Source organism: Sandaracinus amylolyticus, assembly GCF_000737325.1.
Lineage (GTDB): Bacteria > Myxococcota_A > Polyangia > Polyangiales > Sandaracinaceae > Sandaracinus > Sandaracinus amylolyticus.
The window spans coordinates 1,793,482-1,812,515 of sequence record NZ_CP011125.1; the positions used below are offsets into that span (position 1 = coordinate 1,793,482).

Here is a 19,034-nt window from a genome sequence, read left to right on the forward strand (position 1 = left end):
TCCCGACGGAGCCGAACATGGCGAGGACCCCCGCGAGCGCGCGCACCAGCGCCGCGCCGATTCCCTGCGCGCAGCGCTCGATCGCGCTCGCGGACGCGCCCGCCGAGGGCGCGGACCACCCGCGTGTCGCCGCGCTCGATCTCGGATCGAACAGCTTCCATCTCGTGCTCGCGTCGATCGAGCGAGGGACGCCGCACGTCTACGATCGCCGGCGCGAGCGCGTCGCGCTCGGCTCGGGTCTGCGTGATGGCCGGCCGCTCGACCGCGCCGCGCGTGCGCGCGCGATCGCGTGCCTCGAGCGGTTCGCGGAGCTGGTCCGACCGCTGCCCGTCGGACGGGTCCGGGTGGTCGGCACCGACTCGCTGCGTCGTGCGTCGGACGGGCCCGAGCTCGTCGCGCGCGCCGAGACGCTGCTCGGCCACCGCGTCAAGATCGTGCCCGGGCCCGAAGAGGCGCGTCTGGTGTGGCGCGGCGTGTCCGCGATGCACCCGCCTGCGGCGCGCGAGCGACGCCTCGTGGTCGACGTCGGCGGCGGCAGCACCGAGCTCGTGACGGGCACCGGCTGGACGACGCGCGAGGCACACAGCACGCCGATGGGCTGCATCCGCTTCACCGAGCGCTTCTTTCCCGGCGCGCGGATCTCGAGGAAGCGCTACGAGCGCGCGCGTGACGCGGCGATGCTCGAGCTGCGTCCGTTCGCAGCGCGGCTGCGCGCTCCGGGGATCGATCGTGTGCTCGGATCGTCGGGCACGATGCGCGCGATCGGAGACATCGTGGAGGCGCGCGGCGATGCGGCGCGCGGCACGATCACGCGACGCGGCGTGGACGCGCTGATCGAGAAGGTGTGCGACGCCGACACCCTCGCGGACATCGACGTCGAGGGCCTCGCCGACGAGCGCCGGCCGGTGCTGCCGGGCGGGCTCGCGATCGTGGACGCGGTGATGCGCACGTTCGACCTCGGCTCGATCGACGTCGCCGACGGAGCGCTGCGCGAGGGGCTCTTGATGGAGCTCGTCGGACGCCTCGAGAGCGACGACGTGCGCGACGACACGATCGCGGCGTTCCGTGCGCGCCACGGCATCGACGCGGCACACGCGCGGCGGGTGCGGGCGACGGCCGAGGCGCTGTTCGACGCGGTGGCGAGCGACTGGGATCTCGGCGACGTCGAGCTCCGGCGATGGCTCGGGTGGGCGGCAGAGCTGCACGAGCTCGGGCTCTCGGTGTCGCGGAGTGGCGTCGCGCGACACGGCGCGTACCTCGTCGCGAACGCCGACGCACCGGGGTTCTCGCGCGACGAGCTCGAGGCGGTCGCGACGCTCGTCCGCACCCATCGCGGCCGGCTCGATCGCGACATGTTCGAGCCGACGCGGCGCGGATCGCGGCGCGCGCTCAAGCGCCTCGCCGTGCTGCTGCGAATCGCGGTGGCGCTGCACGCGGATCGCGCCGCGGTCACAGCGATCCCGTCGGCGCGCGCGGCACGTCGCGCGGTGGAGCTCACCGTCCCGCGGGAGTGGATCGCATCGCGCTCGCTCGTCGCCGCGGACCTCGCGGCGCACGCGGCGCAGATCCAGCGGATCGGGCTCGAGCTCGAGATCCGCACCGCGGAGGGCTGAGCTCGATCGCGCTCGAGCATGCCGGCCAGCACGACCAGGCTCGCGCTGCTCTACGGCACGCTGCTCGCTGGGCACGCGCTCAACGAGACGGCGCGCGACGCCCTCTACCTCGCGCGCCATCCGCCGGGCTCGCTGCCGGCGGTGTACGTGGCGCTCGCGTTCGTCGTCGGCGCAGTGTCGTGGGTCGTGCAGCGGATCCCCGACGGATCGCGACCGGCGCGACGCATCGTGGCGATCCTCGCGCTCGGCGCGCTCGTGTCGACCTCGTTCGCGATCGCCGCGCAGCGCGCCGACTCCGGCTGGAGCACCGCGCTCTACGTGTGGTCCGGCGTCTTCGGGATGATCTCGACGAGCTCGATGTGGGCGTGGATGTCGGCGGGATCGGATGTGGGCCACGCGCGACGCGACTTCGCGCGCATCGGTGTCGGCGGGCTGCTCGGCGCGATCGTGGGGTCGCTCGCCGCGGCGGCGATCGGGCACCTCGCCTCGAGCGCGTGGTCGCTGATCGCGGCGGCGTGCGCGCTCGCCCTCGCGGCGATCGGGGTCGCGTGGACCGCTCGTCGCGAGCCCGCCGTGATCCCGGAGGGCCGCGCGCCGAGCGCGGGCAGCGTTCGCGCGCAGGCGCGCTACGCGATGCAGCTCTTCGTGTTCGTGTCGCTCGGAGCCGCGGTGCTCACCGCCGGTGATCTCGTGTTCAAGGCGACGATCGCCGAGCACACCGCGCGCGGCGATCTCGCCGCCGTGTTCGGCGTGCTCTCCGCGTCGACGTCGCTCGCGGCGCTCGTCGTGCAGCTCGCGCTCACGCCATTCCTCCTGCGCCGCTTCGGGCTCCAGACCGCGATGATCGTGCTCCCCGCGTCGCTCGGCGCGTTCGTCGCGATCGGGATCGGCGGCGCGCCGGCGCTCGCCGCGGTGGGCCTGCGCGCGAGCGCGGGCGCGCTCCAGCACTCGCTGCACGGCACCGCGACCGAGCTCCTCTTCATGCCCTTCGAGCTCGACCTGCGCCGCCGGCTCAAGCTCACGTTCCAGACCGTCGGTCACCGCGCGGGACAAGCCCTCGGTGCGCTCACCATCGCGCTGGCGCTCGCGCTCGGTGGGAGCGCCTCGTCGCCCGCCGTCCTCGCGATCGTGCTCGGGCTCGCCCTGCTCTGGATCGCGGTCGCAGTGGGTACCCACCGCCGGTACCTCACGATCTTCCGCTCGCGGCTCGACGGCTTCGAGCCCGATCCGCGCATCCCGCTGCCGAGCCCCGCGCTCGGCGCGCAGGCGCTCGAGACCGTGCTCCGCTCGCTCTCGCTCGACGCGACGAAGTGCCTCTCTGCGCTGCGCCTGCTCGAGCGACACGGGCGCGCCGAGCTCGTGCCCACGTCGCTGCTCGCGCATCCGTCCACCGCGGTGGTGCTCGCGACGACCGAGCTCCTGGTGCGCGCGGACCGCACCGATGCCTCGGCGCACCTCGTCCGGCTCCTCGCGCGCTCCGACGACGTGGTGCGAGCGCGCGCGGCCGCGGCGCTGCTCGAGCTCGGCGCGAGCACGCTCGACGTCGAGCCGCTCCTCGCGGATCGCTCGGCTGCGGTGCGCGCCGTGGCGCGCGTGGTGCTTGCGACGCGCGCCGGAGAGGACGCGGCCGCGCGGCTCACCGAGCTCGTCGACGCCGCCGAGAGCGCCGACCCCGAGACGCGGATCGCGATCTTGCGCGCGCTCGCGCACGCGCCCGCGCGGCCCGAGCTCGACGTGTTGGTCACGCGGCTCGTCGCGCGCGGTGGGCCCGAGATCGCCGACGAGCTCGCGACGCTCGCGATCTCGCGGCCTCACCGCGCGCTGGCGGGCGTGCTCGTCGACCGGCTCTCCGCGCGACCCACGCGCGCCGCGGTGCACCAGGCGCTCGTCGCGATCGGCGATGCCGGCCTCGAGGCGCTGGTCGCCCGGATCGGCGACGCGCCGCGCGCGATGCGCCTGCTGCTCCCCGACGCGATCGCCGCGCACCTCACGCCGCGAGCAGGCGCCGCGCTCCGCGACTGGCTCGACTCCGAGGACGACGGCGCGGTGCGCTACCGGATCTTGCGCGCGATGGGCCGCTTCGCACGCGAGGGCGGACCGCTGCCGCACGACGTCGCTCGCACGATGGATCGACTGCTCGAGCGCACGCTGCGCCGCCTCGTGAAGCTCGCGTCGTGGCGCGCTCACGTGCACGCACGCTACGGCGAGCTCGCGCGGACGGACGCGCACGTCGCGCTGCTCGACGCGCTCCTCCTCGACAAGCAGCGCGCGACGATGGAGCGCGCCTTTCGGGTGATCGGGCTCCGCGGGCTGCGCGGCGAAGATCCCGAGGTGCTCTTCCGCGGCCTGCGCGCCGGCGATCGGACGTCGCGCGAGAGCGCGCGCGAGCTCCTCGATCATGCGCTCGACGGACGCGTGCGCGATGCGCTCCTCGCGCTCACCGACGACGACCCCGTGGCGTCGCAGGCGTCGCGCGCCGCGGCCGCGCTGGGCGTGACGCTGGCGATCGATCCCGACGCGATCGAGCGCGAGCTCGCGGCCGACGGTAGCGACATGGTGCGACGCGTCGCCGCCCGTGCAGCGGGGCGTCGATGAGCGACGCGACGGCGAGCGCCGAGCGCGAGCTCTGGGGACTGCGGCTCGCGCAGCTGTTCGCGCTCCCGCTCGCGAGCGCGGGACCGCTCGTGCAGCGTGGGCGTCTGCGTCGCTTCGCGCCGCGCGACATCCTCGCGGCTCCGGGCCGTCCGCTCGACGAGCTCCACTGGGTGCTCGACGGATCGGTCGAGGTGACGCGCCTCGGTCGCGCGTATGGTCGTGCGGGCGCGGGCGACGCCGTCGCGGCGATCGTCGCGTGGGCGCGCGATCCGATCGGCGTCGGTGCGATCGCGACCACGACGACGCACACGCTCTCGTTCCCCGCCGATCGTCTCTCGACGCTGCTCGAGGGACGCTCGCCGCTCTTCGAGCCTTCGCTGCGCAGCGTCGCGCGCGACGCGATCGCGATCCGCAGGCGGCTCGGCGCGAGCGCAGGCTACGTGCCCGGCGCCGACGCGGAGCGCGCGCCCGACCTCCTCGATCCCGTCGACCGCATGCTGCTGGTGCGCGACGCCACCGGGGGCGCGCGCAACACGCGCATCGAGGCGATCGCGGACCTCGCGTCGGTCGCGATGCCGGTCGAGCTCGCGGCGGGACAGGCGCTCTGGCGCGCCGGCGACGCGCGCAGCGGCTGGTGCCTGCTGCTCGCGTCGGGCGAGATCATCGGTCGCGCCCGCGAGCCCGATCAGACCTTCGTGCACCGGCGCGGCGACGCCGCCGGTCTGCTCGACGCGTTCGCCGCGACGCCGCGATGGTACGACGCGACCGTGCAGCGCACCGCGTCGGCGCTCCGCATCGAGCGCGACGATCTCCTCGAGATCATCGGCGATCACCCGGCGCTCCAGGACGAGATGTTCCAACGGATGGGCGGCGCCGCGCTGCGCGCGCTCGATCGCTGAACCACAAGCGCATCCAACGCGGCGATCGTGATCGGCGGCACGCCGGATCGGTGGCCGATCTCACTCCCGCACCGCGCCGCTGGCACCGCGTCGTCGATCTCCATCCCGGCGAGTGGCCGATCGCGATCCTCCTCGCGCTCGACCTCTTCGTCGTGCTCGTCGCGTACTACGTGCTCAAGACCGCGCGCGAGCCGCTCGTGCTCGCGACCGGCGGGGCCGAGATGAAGTCCTACGCCGCCGCGGTGCAGGCGCTCGTCCTCGTGCCGCTCGTGCCGATGTACGGCCGCCTCGTCGCGCGCGTCCGCCGCGAGCGCTTCGTGCCCGCCGTCATCGCGGTGTTCATCGTGTGCGTCGGTCTCTTCGCGATCGCGGCCGGCCTGCGCGCGCCCGGGATCGGCATCGCGTTCTACGTGTGGGTCGGCATCTTCAGCCTCGCGGTGGTCGCGCAGTTCTGGTCGGTCGCGAACGACGTGCTCACCGAGGAGCAGGGCAAGCGCATCTTCCCGGTGGTCGCCTCGGGCGCGACGATCGGCGCCGCGTCGGGCGCGCGGATCGCGTCGTGGCTCTTCGACGCGGGCCTCGGCGTGATCGCGCTCTTCGGCGTCGCGGCCGCGCTCCTCGCGCTGCACCTCGTCTGCACCGTCGTCGCGATGCGGCTCCATCCGCCGACGCCGCACGCCGAGCACCACGAGGAGACCAACGGGTTCCTCCTGGTCTGGAAGAGCCCGTACCTCCGCGCGATCGCGCTGATGATGCTGATCGCGAACCTCGTGAACACCGTCGGCGAGTACGTGCTCGGCCGCACCGCGGTCGAGTCCGCCGAGGCCGCGCTCGCGCTCGCCGAGGGCGTCGCGGATCCCCGCGCGTTCGTGGAGGCCCGCGTCGGCGCGTTCTACGGCGAATTCTTCTTCCAGGTGAACGTCGTCGCGATCGCGCTCCAGCTCCTCGTCGCGTCGTCGCTGGTGCGCTTCCTCGGCACGCGCGGCGCGATCGCCGCGCTCCCCATCGTCGCGCTCGGCTCGTACGCGATGATCGCCGCGGGCGCGACGCTCGCGATCGTGCGCGCCGCGAAGGTCGCGGAGAACGCGACCGACTACTCGATCATGAACACCGGCCGCGCGCTGCTCTGGCTGCCGACGACGCCGATAGAGAAGTACAGCGCGAAGCAGGCGATCGACGCGTTCTTCGTGCGCGCCGGTGACGTCCTCGCGGCCGCGGTGGTGTTCGTCGGGGCCGAGGTGATCGAGCTCGGCGTCGAGGGGTTCGCGGCGCTCAACGTGGCGCTCTGCGGCGCGTGGCTCGTGCTCGTCGCCTCGCTCGCGAAGAAGCACGACGCGCTGTCTCGCGCGCGCTGATCGCGCCACGCAAGGCCGTTCAACGACGCGCGCGTCTCTCGACCCAGGCTCTCCGCAGACCCACTCAGGAGAGATCATGCCCAAGGCCACGACCACCGTTCCGAAGTCGCTCCTCTCGCCCTCCGATCACACGCTGCTCCTCGTCGACCATCAGTCGCAGATGGCGTTCGCGGCGCAGTCGATCGACGGGATCACACTGCGCACCAACGCGGCGCTCGTGGCGCGCTCCGCGCGCGTGTTCGACGTCGCGACCATCGTCACTACGGTCGCCGAGAAGAGCTTCTCCGGGCCTCTCTTCCCCGAGATCCCGAAGGCGCTCCCCGAGCACACCGCGATCGATCGCACGACCATGAACCCCTTCGAGGACGCGAACGTCGTCGAGCGCATCAACGCGCTCGGCAAGGACCGCCTCGTGATCGCGGGGCTCTGGACCTCGGTGTGCGTCGCGGGCCCGGTGCTCACGGCGCTCGAGCAGGGCTTCGAGGTGTTCGTCGTGACCGACGCGTGCGGCGACGTGTCGCCCGAGGCGCACGAGCGCGCGGTGAGCCGCATGGTGCAGGCCGGTGCGCGCCCGATCACGGCGCTCGCGTACCTGCTCGAGCTGCAGCGCGACTGGGGCCGCGCGCGCACCTACGACGCCGTGATCGACGTCGCGAAGGATCACGGCGGCGGCTACGGGCTCGGCATCCAGTACGCGAAGTCGATGTTCGGCGCGTCGGAAGGCGGGCACTGAGATGACGCGCCCGAGCGGGTGCGAAGGGAGGTCGCCGTGAAGCTCTACGTCGTGTCCCTCCTGGCCGGCGCGCTGGTCGGGATCGTGTACGCCGTGATCGACGTGCGCTCACCCGCGCCCCCGCTCGTCGCGCTCGTCGGTCTGCTCGGCATGCTGCTCGGCGAGCAGGTCGTGCCGGTGGCGCGGCGGATGTCGCGCGGAGAGCCGATCACCGCGGCGTGGATCGCCTCGGAGTGCGTGCCGCGCATCACCGGCGCGCCGCCCTCGGAGCCCGAGCGCGAGGAGCACGCGCGATGACCGATCTCGTCGTGCACGGTGCCGCGATCACCACGCTCGATCCCCGCAGGCCCACCGCGACCGCGCTCGCGGTGCGCGACGGGCGCTTCTTCGCGGTGGGTGACGACGCGGAGATCATGGCGCTCAGCGAGCCGCACACGCGCGTGATCGACGGGCGCAAGCGCCGGCTGATCCCAGGCCTCGTCGACAGCCACATCCACGTGATCCGCGGCGGGCTCCACTACAACCTCGAGCTCCGCTGGGACGGAGTGCGCTCGCTCGCCGACGCGATGGCGATGCTCGCGCGCCAGGTCGAGGTGACGCCCGCGCCGCAGTGGGTGCGCGTCGTCGGCGGCTTCACCGAGCACCAGTTCGTCGAACGGCGACTGCCCACGCTCGACGAGCTCAACCGCGTCGCGCCCGAGACGCCGGTGTTCATCCTCCACCTCTACGATCGCGCGCTGCTGAACCGCGCCGCGCTGCGCGCGTGCGGCTACACGAAAGACACGCCCGATCCGCCGGGCGGACAGCTCGAGCGCGACGCGCGCGGCGAGCCCACGGGGCTCCTCCTCGCGAAGCCGAACGCGTACATCCTCTACGCGACGCTCGCGAAAGGCCCGGTGCTCCCGCCGGAGCAGCAGATCGGCTCGACGCGACACTTCATGCGCGAGCTCAACCGGCTCGGCGTGACCTCGGTGATCGACGCGGGCGGCGGGTTCCAGAGCTATCCCGACGACTACGCGATCGTCCGCGAGCTCGCGGCGCGGGGCGAGCTCACGCTGCGCATCGCCTACAACCTGTTCACCCAGCGCAAGGGCGAGGAGCTCGCCGACTTCGCGCGCTGGACGAAGATGGTGCGGCCCGGCGACGGCGACGACACCTTCCGCCACAACGGCGCGGGCGAGATGCTCGTGTTCTCCGCGGCGGACTTCGAGGACTTCCGCGAGCCTCGCCCCGAGCTCTCGCCCTCGATGGAGCCCGAGCTCGAGCAGGTCGTGCGCCTGCTCGCCGAGCATCGCTGGCCGTGGCGCCTCCACGCGACGTACGACGAGACGATCACGCGCGCGCTCGACGTGCTCGAGCGCGTGAGCCGCGACGTGCCGTTCGACGGCCTGCACTGGATGATCGATCACGCCGAGACGATCTCGCAGCGGAACATCGATCGCGTCGCGGCGCTCGGCGGCGGCATCGCGGTGCAGCACCGCATGATGTTCCAGGGCGAAGAGTTCGTGCGCCGCTACGGCGCCGAGGCCGCGGAGCGCACGCCGCCGATCCGCGCGATGCTCGCGTCCGGCGTGCCGGTCGGCGCCGGCACCGACGCGACGCGCGTCGCGTCGTACAACCCGTGGGTCGTGCTCTCGTGGCTCGTCACGGGTCGCACGCTCGGCGGCCTCTCGCTCTATCGCCAGTCGAACCTCGTCGATCGCGAGACCGCGCTCCGCCTTCTCACCGAGCGCAACGCGTGGTTCTCGTCGGAGGAAGGCAAGAAGGGCCGCATCGAGGCCGGTCAGCTCGCGGACTTCGCGATCCTCTCCGACGACTACTTCGCAGTCGCCGACGATCGCATCGCCGAGCTCGAGTCGGTCCTCACGGTGCTCGGCGGCCGCGTCGTGCACGGCGCAGGGCCCTTTGGAGCGCTCGCGCCGCCGCCTCCTCCCGCGGCGCCCGACTGGTCGCCGGTGCGCACGCGAGCCAGCGCCGCGCCTCGCACGACGACGCGCGCGCGCTGCGTCGCGCATCCGACTCCGCGCCGCGTCTCGCCTCCGTCGGTCGACGACGCGAGCGCGTTCTGGGGCGCGCTCGGCTGCTCGTGCTGGGCATTCTGATCATGAGCCGCGCTCCCACCGACACACCGGCGCGCGATCGCGCCGTCGACCTCGCACTTCTGCTCCAGCGCGTCGCGTCGGGCGCGCTGCTGTGGGCGTTCCACGTGCGGCCCAAGCTCGAGCGCTTCGACGAGGAGCTCGCGACCTTCCCCGATCCCTTCGGCATCGGTCACCCCGCGAGCTTCGCGCTCGCCCTCCTGTCCGAAGGCCTCTGCAGCGTCGCGGTCGCGATCGGGATCGCCACGCGCCTCTCCGCCCTCGCGATCGTGCTCACGATGGGCACCGTGCTGATGCTCGCCGCGCGCGGGCTCGAGGGCGCCGACGTGCAATCGGCGCTGCTCTACGCGCTGCTCTATCTGTTGCCGATCGTCGCGGGCCCCGGGCACCTCTCGCTCGATCATCGGCTCCGCCATCGCTACGGCGCGATCCGTCGCCGCGTCGAGCGACGCATCCTCGCGTGGATCGCGAGCGAGGCATGAGCGAGCCGGGCGCTCCGAAGGTGCCCGCGCTGCTCGCGCTCACCTTCGTCACCGGCCTCGTCGACGCGGCGAGCGTGCTCGGGATGGGCCGGGTCTTCGTCGCGAACATGACGGGGAACGTCGTGTTCCTCGGCTTCGCGCTCGCGGGCGCGGAGAACGTGTCGATCGTCGCGTCGCTCGTCGCGATCGCCGCGTTCCTCGGGGGCGCGCTGATCGGCGGCCGCCTCTCGCACGCGCACGTGCGGCGCGGTGTGATCCGCGCGTTCGCGATCGAGCTCGCGTGCCTCGCGGTCGCCACCGGCGTCGCGACGCTCGAGGGGCCGTCGATCACGCTCGTGCTGATCGTGCTGCTCGGGCTCGCGATGGGGATCCGCAACGCGGTCGTGCGGAGCATGGCGATCCCCGACATGACGACGACCGTGCTCACGCTCACGCTCACCGGCCTCGCCGCCGACTCGTCCCTCGCGGGCGGGACGAACCCGCGCTGGGCCCGTCGCGTGGCCGCCGCGGTCACGATGCTGCTCGGCGCGCTCGCGGGCGCGCTCCTGCTGCGCTTCGCGCTCGCGTGGGTGATCGGCGCGGCCGCGATCGTCGAGGCCGTGGCGATCGTTCTGCTCGAGCGCGCGAGCGCGACGACGGCGATCGCGCAGCCCGCGAAGCGCCACGACTGATCGCGGTCAGACCGCCGATCGCTCCGGGCTCGCGAGCACGCCCGCGGCCCTGCCCAACGACGCCAGGACACGTCGATCGCGCGGCTGCGACGCGAGCGCCGCGTACGCGCCGGGCGTGAAGCCCATCACGCGCTTGAAGTGCCGGTTGAAGTGGCTCTGGTCCGCGAAGCCGCAGTGCAGCGCGACCTCGCGGCACACGGTGCCTCGCCCGAGCAGCGAGCGCGCGTGCTCGAGCCGGTGCTGCACCTGGAAGAGGTGCGGCGGCAGCCCGACCTCGCGGGTGAACACGCGCACCAGGTGGAACACCGACACGCCCGCGATCTCACCGAGCTCGTCGAGCGGCACGTTGCGCTGCCACTCCCGCTCGAGGTGCTCGCGCACCTTCCGCACGTAGCGTCGCTCGCGGCAGCGACCCGAGCCGTGCACCGTCGCGGCGTCGCTCTCGATCTCGCGCAGCAGGGACGCGAGCGAGCCGTCTTCGATCGCGTTGCGCTCGAGCGGCGAGCGCACGCGCACCGGCGCGAACGCTGTCGGCCCGATCCCGACGACCGCCGGCGGCGGCGGCGCGAGGTGGGCCAGGAGCACGTCGTTGGGCGCGCCGGGCGCAGGCGCGCTCCACGCGTGCACCTCGTGCGGCGGGATCAGCACGAGCGACCCCTCTGCGATCGCGATGGACGCGTGTCGCAGCGTCAGCGTGCGATCACCGGCGCGCACCTCGATCACGAGCGGGTGCGAGGCGCGCCGCCAGTCCGTCGCGGTGATCGCTCCGACGAACGTCTCCGCGGGCTCGAGGTCGCGCGCGGCGACGCGCAGCGAAGGAAGCTCGGACGGGAAGCGGGGCGCGAGGTGCAGGCTGGACATGCACCGAGCCTCGTCCGTCGAGGGGCCTCGCCACTTGGATCGGGTTGGCGCATCTGCGCTTTCCCGCGCTTCGATGGAACGCTCTTGCGCTCGCGTTGCAGCGCGGCCACGTCCGCGCGCCATCCTGCGAGGCATGTACCCCACCCAGAACGATCTCGACGTGCGCGTGCGGACCCGGATGGTCGAGCTCCTGAACGACCGCCTCTCCGCCACCATCGATCTCTTCAACCAGGCCAAGCAGGCGCACTGGAACGTGAAAGGCCCTGCGTTCCGCGCCCTTCACGAGCTCTTCGACGACGTCGCCGAGCACGTCGAGGAGTGGAGCGACACGATCGCGGAGCGCGCGGTCGCGCTCGGCGGCAACGCCGAAGGAACGACGCAGCGCGTGGCCGAGCGCACGTCGCTCCCCGCGTACCCGCTCGAGCTGCAGGCGGGCTCGGCGCACGTCGAGGCGTTCTCGAAGGTGCTCGCCGCGTACGCGGCGCTCGTGCGCGGAGCGATCCAGATCGCGACCGACGCCGGCGATGCCGACACCGCCGATCTGTTCACCGAGATCTCGCGCGAGGCCGACAAGGATCTCTGGATGGTCGAAGCGCACCACCCCCGGTATACGTGAGGCACCATCGGGCGCCGCGGCTCGCGCGCGCGCGGCGCCCGACCGTCAACGCCGTCCAACCCGCCGGTGCGTCCGGCGAGCAGGCTCTCTCGATGAAGCGCTTCGTCCCGGTCCACAACCGCGAGCAGCTGCAGGCCCTCCTCGCCGAGGCCGCCGAGGTCGAGCACGACCTCATGTGCTGTTATCTCTACGCCGCGTTCTCGCTGAAGGACGCGCGCGACGGAGATCTGCTCGAGCACGAGCTGTCCGCGGTCGAGCGCTGGCGCGGGACCATCCTGCGGGTCGCGCTCGAGGAGATGACGCACCTCTCGCTCGTCGCGAACCTGATGACCGCGATCGGGGCGACGCCGCACTTCGATCGATCGAATTTCCCGATCGCCGCGGGCGCGCATCCGTCGCGCATCGTGCTCGAGCTCGCTCCGTTCGATCGCGCCACGCTCGAGCACTTCGTCTTCCTCGAGCGCCCCGTGGGCGTCGAGCTCCACGACGGCGCCGGCTTCGAGCCGACGCGCAGCTACGCGCGCGACGCGCGACCCACGCGCTACATGCCGTCGGCGCAGGACTACGACACGGTCGGCGAGCTCTACGCGGCGATCCGGAACGGCTTCGATCACCTCTCGGCCGAGCTCGGCGAGACGGGCCTGTTCATCGGTGATCCGTCGGCGCAGGTCGGCCCCGATCTGATGTCGCTGCCGGGGATCCGCGCCGTGACCGACCTCGCGTCGGCGCACGTTGCGCTCGACACGATCGTCCTCCAGGGCGAGGGCGCGCCGGGGCACTCCGAGGGCTCGCACTTCGCGATGTTCGAGCAGGTGCGCGACGAGCACGCCGCGCTCTCGGCCGCGCGCTCCGAGTTCCGCGCCGCGCGACCGGCCGCGCGGAGCCCGGTTATGCGCAGCCCGCTCGATCCGCGCGGTCGCGTGTGGGTCGTCGAGCCCGACGCCGCCGCGCTGCTCGACGTCGCGAACTCGATCTACACGCTCTCGCTCCGCCTCCTCTGTCAGGGCTTCGTGCGCCGAGGCGATCGCGACGCGAAGCGCACGCTCCTCGCGTCGTCCGTCGACGGAATGCGCGCGTTCGCGATCCTCGCCACCGAGCTCACGCGCCTGCCCGCGAGCCCCGAGCATCCCGGCGTGAACGCGGGCGTGAGCTTCGCGGGCCTGCGCTCGGTCGACACGATCCCGCACGGACACAGCGAGTGGACGTTCCTCGCCGAGCGCGCGCGCGAGCTCGCGGGCGCGTGCCGATCGGTCGCGTCGATCGCGGCACCGATCGCGCACACGGTGCGCGTGATGGAGCGGCTCGTGGGGGCCCTCGAAGATCAGCGAGCGCTCGAAGAACAGCGCGCGACGAGCGCGCCCGCCGCGACCTCCGCGCCCGCGCCGCGCCGCACGCTGACCGTCGTCCCGCCGCAGCCCGGCGCGTTCGTCGAGGAGGCGCGCACCGACGACGTCGCGCTGCGGTTCGAGGGACGCCGGTGCATCCACGCGCGGCACTGCGTGCTCGGCGCGCCGACGGTGTTCCTCGCCAACGTGCAGGGGCCGTGGCTGCACCCGGAGACGATCCCCGTCGAAGCGCTGGTGCGCGTCGCGCAAGCGTGCCCGAGCGGCGCGATCACCTACGAGCGCCTCGACGGCGGACCCGAGGAAGAAGCGCCCGAGGTCAACACGATCCGCATTCGCGAGAACGGCCCGCTCGCGGTCCACGCCGCGCTCGCGATCGAAGGCGAGGCTCCGCGCCACCGCGCCACGCTCTGCCGCTGCGGACGCAGCCGTCAGAAGCCGTACTGCGACGGCTCGCACAACGAGGGCTTCACCGCCAGCGGGGAGCCCGCGTCGATCGAGACCACCGCGCTGCCGGTGCGCGACGGAACACTGGTCGTCGTGCCCGTCGAGGACGGCCCGCTCGACGTGCGCGGCAACGTCGAGATCTGCGCAGGCACCGGGCGCATCGTGCTGCGCACGAGCGGCGTGCGCCTCTGTCGGTGCGGCGGATCGTCGACGAAGCCCGTGTGCGACGGCACGCACGCGCGCATCGGCTTCCGCTCGTCGTGATCGCGCAAAGGGCGTCCAACCTCGCGCGCGCGGTGCGCTCCACACCGTGCGCATGAGCAAGCTGACGCACGCTTCGGGCGCCCCGGTCGTCGACAACCAGAACACGCTCACCGCGGGCCCGCGTGGTCCCACGTTGCTCGAGGACGTCTGGCTCCTCGAGAAGCTCGCGCACTTCGATCGCGAGGTGATCCCCGAGCGGCGCATGCACGCGAAGGGCTCGGGCGCCTACGGGCACTTCACGGTCACGCACGACATCACGCGCTACACGAAGGCCGCGCTCTTCTCGGAGATCGGCAAGCGCACCGAGGCGTTCGTGCGGTTCTCGACGGTCGCGGGCGAGCGCGGCGCCGCCGACGCGGAGCGCGACATCCGCGGCTTCGCGGTGAAGCTCTACACCGAGCAGGGCATCTGGGATCTCGTCGGCAACAACACGCCGGTGTTCTTCCTGCGCGACCCGCTGCGCTTCCCCGATCTGAACCACGCGGTGAAGCGCGATCCGCGCACCGGCATGCGCAGCGCCCAGAGCAACTGGGACTTCTGGACGCTCATGCCCGAGGCGCTGCACCAGGTGACGATCGTGATGAGCGATCGCGGCCTGCCGCGCAGCTACCGCCACATGCACGGGTTCGGCAGCCACACGTTCAGCTTCGTCAACGCGCAGAACGAGCGCTGCTGGGTGAAATTCACGCTGAAGACCCAGCAGGGGATCCAGAACCTCACCGACGCCGAGGCGCAGGAGCTCGTCGGTCGTGATCGCGAGAGCTCGCAGCGCGATCTCTTCGAGGCGATCGAGCGCGGCGACTTCCCGCGCTGGACGCTCTTCGTGCAGATCATGAGCGAGGAGCAGGCGCGCACGTGGCGCCAGAACCCGTTCGATCTGACGAAGGTCTGGCCGCACGCCGACTTCCCGCTGCTCGAGGTCGGCGTGCTCGAGCTGAACCGCAACCCCGAGAACGTGTTCGCGGAGGTCGAGCAGGCCGCGTTCACGCCCGCGAACGTCGTGCCCGGGATCGGCTTCTCGCCCGATCGGATGCTGCAGGCGCGGCTCTTCTCGTACGGCGATGCGCAGCGATATCGGCTCGGCGTGAACCACCATCAGATCCCCGTGAACGCGCCGAAGTGCCCGGTGCACAGCTATCACCGCGACGGTCAGGGGCGCGTCGACGGCAACCAGGGCGGTCGCCTCGCGTACGTCCCGAACTCGCACGGCGAGTGGACCGACAGCCCCGAGCGCATGGAGCCGCCGCTGCCGCTCGAGGGCGCGGCCACGCACTACGATCACCGCCTCGACGGCGACGATCACGCGCAGCCCGGCGCGCTGTTCCGGCTCTTCTCGCCCGAGGAGAAGCAGCGCCTCTTCGACAACACCGCGCGCGCGATGCGCGGCGTGAGCCGCGAGGTGTGCGAGCGCCACGTCGCGAACTGCACGAAGGCCGATCCCGAGTACGGCGCGGGCGTCGCGCGCGCGCTGGGCCTCGATCGCTGACGCAAACAGCGTCCAAGGCAGCGACGCACTCGCCACGCAGGATGACGAGCATGGCCAAGCGAACGGCAGACGTGGTGTGGAACGGCGGGTTTCGTGACGGGCGCGGCAGCATCGCGACCCAGAGCACCGCCGTGAAGGCGAGCTACTCGGTGCGCTCGCGCATGGAGGACGGACCGGGATCGAACCCGGAGGAGCTGCTCGGCGCGGCGCACGCCGCGTGCTTCACGATGGCGCTCAGCGCGATCCTCGGCGGCGCGGGCTACACGGCGACCGAGCTCCGCACCCACGCGAGCGTCACGCTCGCGAACGACGGCGGACAGTTCTCGATCCCCGAGATCGTGCTCGAGCTCGAGGGTGTGGTCCCCGGCATCGACGAGGCCACGTTCGTCCGCCACGCCGAGACCGCGAAGGCGACGTGCCCGGTCTCGAAGGCGCTCGCGGGCGTTCCGACGATCACGCTGCGCGCGTCGCTGAAGACCGCCTGAGCCGCATGCGCGATCGTCTCGCGGCGCGCGGCGTCTGGCTCGTGCTGGCGCTGCTCGCGCACGCTCCGGTCGCGCGCGCGCAGGCCCTCAACTACTCCGGCTTCCCGGTGGGCAGCCACGCGCTCGGTCTCGGCGGCGCGTTCACCGGCGTCGCCGACGATGCGTCCGCCGTCTATCACGACCCCGGCGCGCTCGCGTTCGGCGACTCGGGCGCGGTCGCGACGAGCCTCTCGCTCAACGTCTCCGATCAGCTCACGGTGCACGACGGCTACGCGTCGATCGGCGGCGCCGAGGATCTGAGGCTCGACGGCGACGCGCCGCTGCCGGTGTTCCTCGGCGGCGTCGTGCACTTCGGAGACGACGAGGCGCCGCGGCACGGTCTCGCGATCGCGACGTTGAACCCGCACCAGGAGACGCGCGCGTTCTCGTTCCACGGCGCCGATGGTGCGAGCGCGACGAGCCTCCGCGTCGAGCACCGCGACGGAACGCGCTGGTTCGGGATCGGGTACGGCCTCCGCCCCGATCGTGCCTGGGGCATCGGTGTCTCGCTGTACGCCGCGCGGCGATCGATGACGCATCGCGAGGAAGAGGTCGCGACGGTGATCGGGCCGAGCGAGCTGCTCGCGGCGCGACAGACCACGACCTCGCTGGAGGCCTGGCACCTCGTCGCGATGCTCGGCTTCCACTGGCAGATCGACGGCCGCGTGCGGTGGGGCGTCACGCTGCGACTTCCGGGGATCGCGCTCACCGAGACCGCATCGGTGGTGGACCACGCGAGCACGGTGATCGGGGGCGCGCCCACTGCGACCTTCGAGCGCCGCGACGATCTCGCGGGCGAGTCGCCGATCCCGTGGTCGATCCGAACCGGCCTCGCGCTCGCGCTGGATCCCGAGATCCTCGTCGCGCTCGATCTCGGCGTCGTCGGCGCGGCGGGGCGGGTGCGCCCGTTCGCATCGAGCGAGTCGGCGCCGCGACCGGGCGTGTGGGTCGCACGCGAGTACGACGCCGACGCCGTGTTCCAAGCGGCGCTCGGCAGCGAGATGACGATTGCCGGGATCGTGCCAGTCGCGTTCGGCGTGTTCACGAATCTCTCGGCGTCACCATCGCTCTCGAGCGACGCCGTCGACTCCTATCGTCCCGATCGCATCGACGCATTCGGGCTGAGCGGGAGCGTCGGATATCGCGGTGACGACTATCGCATCCAAGTCGGCGTGATGGCGATGCTCGGCTGGGGCATGGGCCTGCGGCCGCTGGGCGCGATCGGCGCGGCGGAGATGCAATACGCGCCCACCACGGTCGAGTGGCAGACGATCTATCTGTTCGTGACCGGCGGCGCGGGCGCGATCGGGCGCTTCGCGCGCGACGTGTACCGCGAGTTCCTCGAGGCGTGCGGCGTCGATCCCGGCGCGATCGCCGCGGCGCCCGACGAGCTCCCCTCGGACTGCCCTCCTGACTCCGATGCTGCGCCAGCATCGGAGTCGCCCACTGACGACATCAACCCTGTACTACGGTGATCACGAATCGCGCGCAGAACCTCGGCATGCGAGCGGTGATGTGCGTGATCGCGATCTCGGCGCTCTCCTCGACCGCGCACGCGCAGCTCGACTGGGAGCCGGAGACGCCCGGAGCGCCGACGATCGACTCCACGGTCCGCGCCGCGCTCCGCGGCGGCACCGAGGACGTCCGAGGGCGCGCTCGCACGGTGAGCGACGTGCTGCTCCTCGCCACGCTCGGCGTCGCGATCACCGACACGATCCTCGACCCGCTCTCCCACGACGACCCCGACGCGCTCGGGCCCTCGCTCTTCTTCGGCGCCTCCGCGCTCGCGCTCACCTGGACGCTCGGCGAGCTGGTCAAGCACGCGACGGTGCGCGCGAGGCCGTACACGCTCGCGTGCGACGAGGCTCCGTTCGCGTGCGACGCGCGCGCCGCGACGCTCAGCTTCTACTCGCTCCACGCGGCGCTGGCAGCGACGGGCGCCGCGATGGTGTGCGCGCGTCGGAGCGCGCTCGGAGACGCGTGGGACACCGGCATCTGCATCGGATCGATCGGCGCGGCTGCGGCGGTCGCGCTGCTCCGGATCGTCGGAGACATGCACCACGCGACCGACGTCGTGGTCGGTGCGCTCCTCGGCATCGCGAGCGGCCTCGCGTTCGGAGCGCTGGTGTCGTCGTCCTCGGAGCTGCGGTGATCGGTCGAGCCGGAGCGCCCGCCGGCGCCCGCGAGCGGATTCGATCAGGCCGCCGAGAGCCAGCGCGCGCCGCCGTCGTCGCACGCGATCCGCACTGCGCGCGCGTACGCGCCCGGCGTGGTGCCGGTGATCTCGCGGAAGCTCCGGTTGAAGTGGCTCTGATCGCAGTAGCCGACCTCGTGCGCGACCGAGATGCAGTCCGCGCCCGCCGCGAGGAGCGCCCGCGCGCGCGCGACGCGCACCTGCGCGCGGAAGCGCAGCGGCGAGAGCCCGAGGTGCTGCGCGAACACGCGGCAGAGATGACAGCGGTGGACACCCGCCACCGCCGCGAGATCCTCGAGCCGGAGCTCGTCCGCGAGGGTCTGCGCGATGTACGCGCACGCGCGCGCCAGCCGCGCGTCGAGCCGCCTCGGCGCGGGCGGCGCGGAGCGGAGCGCCTCTCTCGCGCGCTCGTCGAGCGTCGACGGAGCGACGTCGACGTCGACGTCGAGGTCGACCACCCGCGCCTCGAGCGCGGCGCCGGGCGATGTGCCCTCCGGGCGCCCGAACACCACGCGGAACGACGCGCCGCGATCCGTGTGGAGCACGACGTGCGCGCCCGGTCCGTCGATCACCAGCACGGCGCCGCACGCGAGCTCGCCGCGCTGCCGACCGGCGCGGAACCGGACGCCCGCGCTGCGCGCCTGGACCATCACGCGCGCGGGCCAGACGAACGACCAACTGCGCGACGGCGCTTCGTCGACCTCGAGCACCTCGAGCGCCGCGTCGCGAGACCATCGGACCGAGAGCGCCGCGCGCGACGGAGCGGGGCGTGGGGCGCGAGCAGTTCGTTCCATCGTGATGCGTCCTCCGCACCGCCATCGAGCAGCGTGCGTGCCAGGCGCGTGACGGCCG

Annotated in this window: 17 protein-coding genes; 15 read left to right on the forward strand and 2 right to left on the reverse strand. The window is 72.8% G+C overall.

The annotated features are described in order from the left end of the window. Positions 1–17: 17 nt before the first annotated feature. The 9 genes from DB32_RS07515 (at position 18) to DB32_RS07555 (ending at position 10,447) form a co-directional block, all read left to right on the forward strand. Entirely contained in the window at positions 18–1,613 is a 1,596-nt protein-coding gene (locus DB32_RS07515; RefSeq protein WP_053231739.1) for a Ppx/GppA phosphatase family protein, read from the forward strand. 18 nt (positions 1,614–1,631) lie between these two features. Continuing rightward, entirely contained in the window at positions 1,632–4,208 is a 2,577-nt protein-coding gene (locus tag DB32_RS07520; protein WP_053231740.1) for a hypothetical protein, read from the forward strand. After that, positions 4,205–5,107, forward strand: coding sequence for a cyclic nucleotide-binding domain-containing protein (locus tag DB32_RS07525; protein ID WP_053231741.1), 903 nt, complete (start codon positions 4,205–4,207; stop codon positions 5,105–5,107). The genes DB32_RS07520 and DB32_RS07525 overlap by 4 nt, the downstream gene beginning before the upstream one ends. Before the next feature lie 50 nt (positions 5,108–5,157). Further along, positions 5,158–6,462, forward strand: coding sequence for an NTP/NDP exchange transporter (locus tag DB32_RS07530; RefSeq protein WP_157068821.1), 1,305 nt, complete (start codon positions 5,158–5,160; stop codon positions 6,460–6,462). A gap of 76 nt (positions 6,463–6,538) precedes the next feature. Beyond that, positions 6,539–7,195 (forward strand): hydrolase, encoded by a 657-nt coding sequence (locus tag DB32_RS07535; protein WP_053231742.1) that lies wholly within the window; start codon positions 6,539–6,541, stop codon positions 7,193–7,195. A gap of 36 nt (positions 7,196–7,231) precedes the next feature. Continuing rightward, positions 7,232–7,492 carry a DUF1427 family protein gene (locus DB32_RS07540; protein WP_053231743.1) on the forward strand — a complete coding sequence of 87 codons (261 nt, stop codon included), beginning with the start codon at positions 7,232–7,234 and terminating at the stop codon, positions 7,490–7,492. Then, positions 7,489–9,297: an amidohydrolase gene (locus DB32_RS07545; RefSeq protein ID WP_053231744.1), complete on the forward strand. Its 1,809-nt coding sequence runs from the start codon at positions 7,489–7,491 to the stop codon at positions 9,295–9,297. The genes DB32_RS07540 and DB32_RS07545 overlap by 4 nt, the downstream gene beginning before the upstream one ends. Before the next feature lie 2 nt (positions 9,298–9,299). After that, positions 9,300–9,776 (forward strand): DoxX family protein, encoded by a 477-nt coding sequence (locus DB32_RS07550; RefSeq protein WP_053231745.1) that lies wholly within the window; start codon positions 9,300–9,302, stop codon positions 9,774–9,776. Next, entirely contained in the window at positions 9,755–10,447 is a 693-nt protein-coding gene (locus tag DB32_RS07555; protein WP_205627033.1) for a YoaK family protein, read from the forward strand. Before DB32_RS07550 ends, DB32_RS07555 begins: the two co-directional genes overlap by 22 nt. 6 nt (positions 10,448–10,453) lie before the next feature. On the opposite strand, the gene DB32_RS07560 is transcribed toward DB32_RS07555, so the two are convergent. Beyond that, positions 10,454–11,308, reverse strand: coding sequence for a helix-turn-helix transcriptional regulator (locus DB32_RS07560; protein ID WP_053231746.1), 855 nt, complete (start codon positions 11,306–11,308; stop codon positions 10,454–10,456). A gap of 133 nt (positions 11,309–11,441) precedes the next feature. Between DB32_RS07560 and dps the strand changes: the two genes are divergently transcribed. The 6 genes from dps to DB32_RS07590 all read left to right on the forward strand — a co-directional run bounded on the left by dps (position 11,442) and on the right by DB32_RS07590 (position 18,140). Beyond that, positions 11,442–11,924 carry a DNA starvation/stationary phase protection protein Dps gene (gene dps / locus DB32_RS07565; protein WP_053231747.1) on the forward strand — a complete coding sequence of 161 codons (483 nt, stop codon included), beginning with the start codon at positions 11,442–11,444 and terminating at the stop codon, positions 11,922–11,924. A 92-nt stretch (positions 11,925–12,016) separates the two neighbouring features. Next, complete coding sequence (locus tag DB32_RS45045) at positions 12,017–13,978, forward strand: ferritin-like domain-containing protein (protein WP_083457219.1); 1,962 nt, start codon at positions 12,017–12,019, stop codon at positions 13,976–13,978. 52 nt (positions 13,979–14,030) lie between these two features. Then, positions 14,031–15,464, forward strand: coding sequence for a catalase (locus tag DB32_RS07575; RefSeq protein WP_053231748.1), 1,434 nt, complete (start codon positions 14,031–14,033; stop codon positions 15,462–15,464). Positions 15,465–15,514: 50 nt separating this feature from the next. After that, on the forward strand, positions 15,515–15,949 hold the full coding sequence (locus DB32_RS07580; protein ID WP_053231749.1) for an OsmC family protein: 435 nt from the start codon (positions 15,515–15,517) through the stop codon (positions 15,947–15,949). A 5-nt stretch (positions 15,950–15,954) separates the two neighbouring features. Then, positions 15,955–17,463, forward strand: coding sequence for a PorV/PorQ family protein (locus DB32_RS07585; protein WP_053231750.1), 1,509 nt, complete (start codon positions 15,955–15,957; stop codon positions 17,461–17,463). Then, complete coding sequence (locus DB32_RS07590; protein ID WP_053231751.1) at positions 17,460–18,140, forward strand: phosphatase PAP2 family protein; 681 nt, start codon at positions 17,460–17,462, stop codon at positions 18,138–18,140. The genes DB32_RS07585 and DB32_RS07590 overlap by 4 nt, the downstream gene beginning before the upstream one ends. 44 nt (positions 18,141–18,184) lie before the next feature. Here the strand turns inward: DB32_RS07590 and DB32_RS07595 are convergent, their stop codons facing one another. Next, complete coding sequence (locus DB32_RS07595) at positions 18,185–18,976, reverse strand: helix-turn-helix domain-containing protein (protein ID WP_053231752.1); 792 nt, start codon at positions 18,974–18,976, stop codon at positions 18,185–18,187. Between the last annotated feature and the right edge of the window lie 58 nt (positions 18,977–19,034).

What these genes read in the sequence shown, in the direction of transcription:
- DB32_RS07515 (WP_053231739.1), top strand. Translation starts at nt 18, where the DNA reads ATGGCGAGGACCCCCGCGAGCGCGCGCACCAGCGCCGCGCCGATTCCC.
- DB32_RS07520 (WP_053231740.1), top strand. Translation starts at nt 1,632, where the DNA reads ATGCCGGCCAGCACGACCAGGCTCGCGCTGCTCTACGGCACGCTGCTC.
- DB32_RS07525 (WP_053231741.1), top strand. Translation starts at nt 4,205, where the DNA reads ATGAGCGACGCGACGGCGAGCGCCGAGCGCGAGCTCTGGGGACTGCGG.
- DB32_RS07535 (WP_053231742.1), top strand. Translation starts at nt 6,539, where the DNA reads ATGCCCAAGGCCACGACCACCGTTCCGAAGTCGCTCCTCTCGCCCTCC.
- DB32_RS07545 (WP_053231744.1), top strand. Translation starts at nt 7,489, where the DNA reads ATGACCGATCTCGTCGTGCACGGTGCCGCGATCACCACGCTCGATCCC.
- DB32_RS07550 (WP_053231745.1), top strand. Translation starts at nt 9,300, where the DNA reads ATGAGCCGCGCTCCCACCGACACACCGGCGCGCGATCGCGCCGTCGAC.
- DB32_RS07560 (WP_053231746.1), bottom strand. Translation starts at nt 11,308, where the DNA reads ATGTCCAGCCTGCACCTCGCGCCCCGCTTCCCGTCCGAGCTTCCTTCG.
- dps (WP_053231747.1), top strand. Translation starts at nt 11,442, where the DNA reads ATGTACCCCACCCAGAACGATCTCGACGTGCGCGTGCGGACCCGGATG.
- DB32_RS45045 (WP_083457219.1), top strand. Translation starts at nt 12,017, where the DNA reads ATGAAGCGCTTCGTCCCGGTCCACAACCGCGAGCAGCTGCAGGCCCTC.
- DB32_RS07575 (WP_053231748.1), top strand. Translation starts at nt 14,031, where the DNA reads ATGAGCAAGCTGACGCACGCTTCGGGCGCCCCGGTCGTCGACAACCAG.
- DB32_RS07580 (WP_053231749.1), top strand. Translation starts at nt 15,515, where the DNA reads ATGGCCAAGCGAACGGCAGACGTGGTGTGGAACGGCGGGTTTCGTGAC.
- DB32_RS07585 (WP_053231750.1), top strand. Translation starts at nt 15,955, where the DNA reads ATGCGCGATCGTCTCGCGGCGCGCGGCGTCTGGCTCGTGCTGGCGCTG.
- DB32_RS07595 (WP_053231752.1), bottom strand. Translation starts at nt 18,976, where the DNA reads ATGGAACGAACTGCTCGCGCCCCACGCCCCGCTCCGTCGCGCGCGGCG.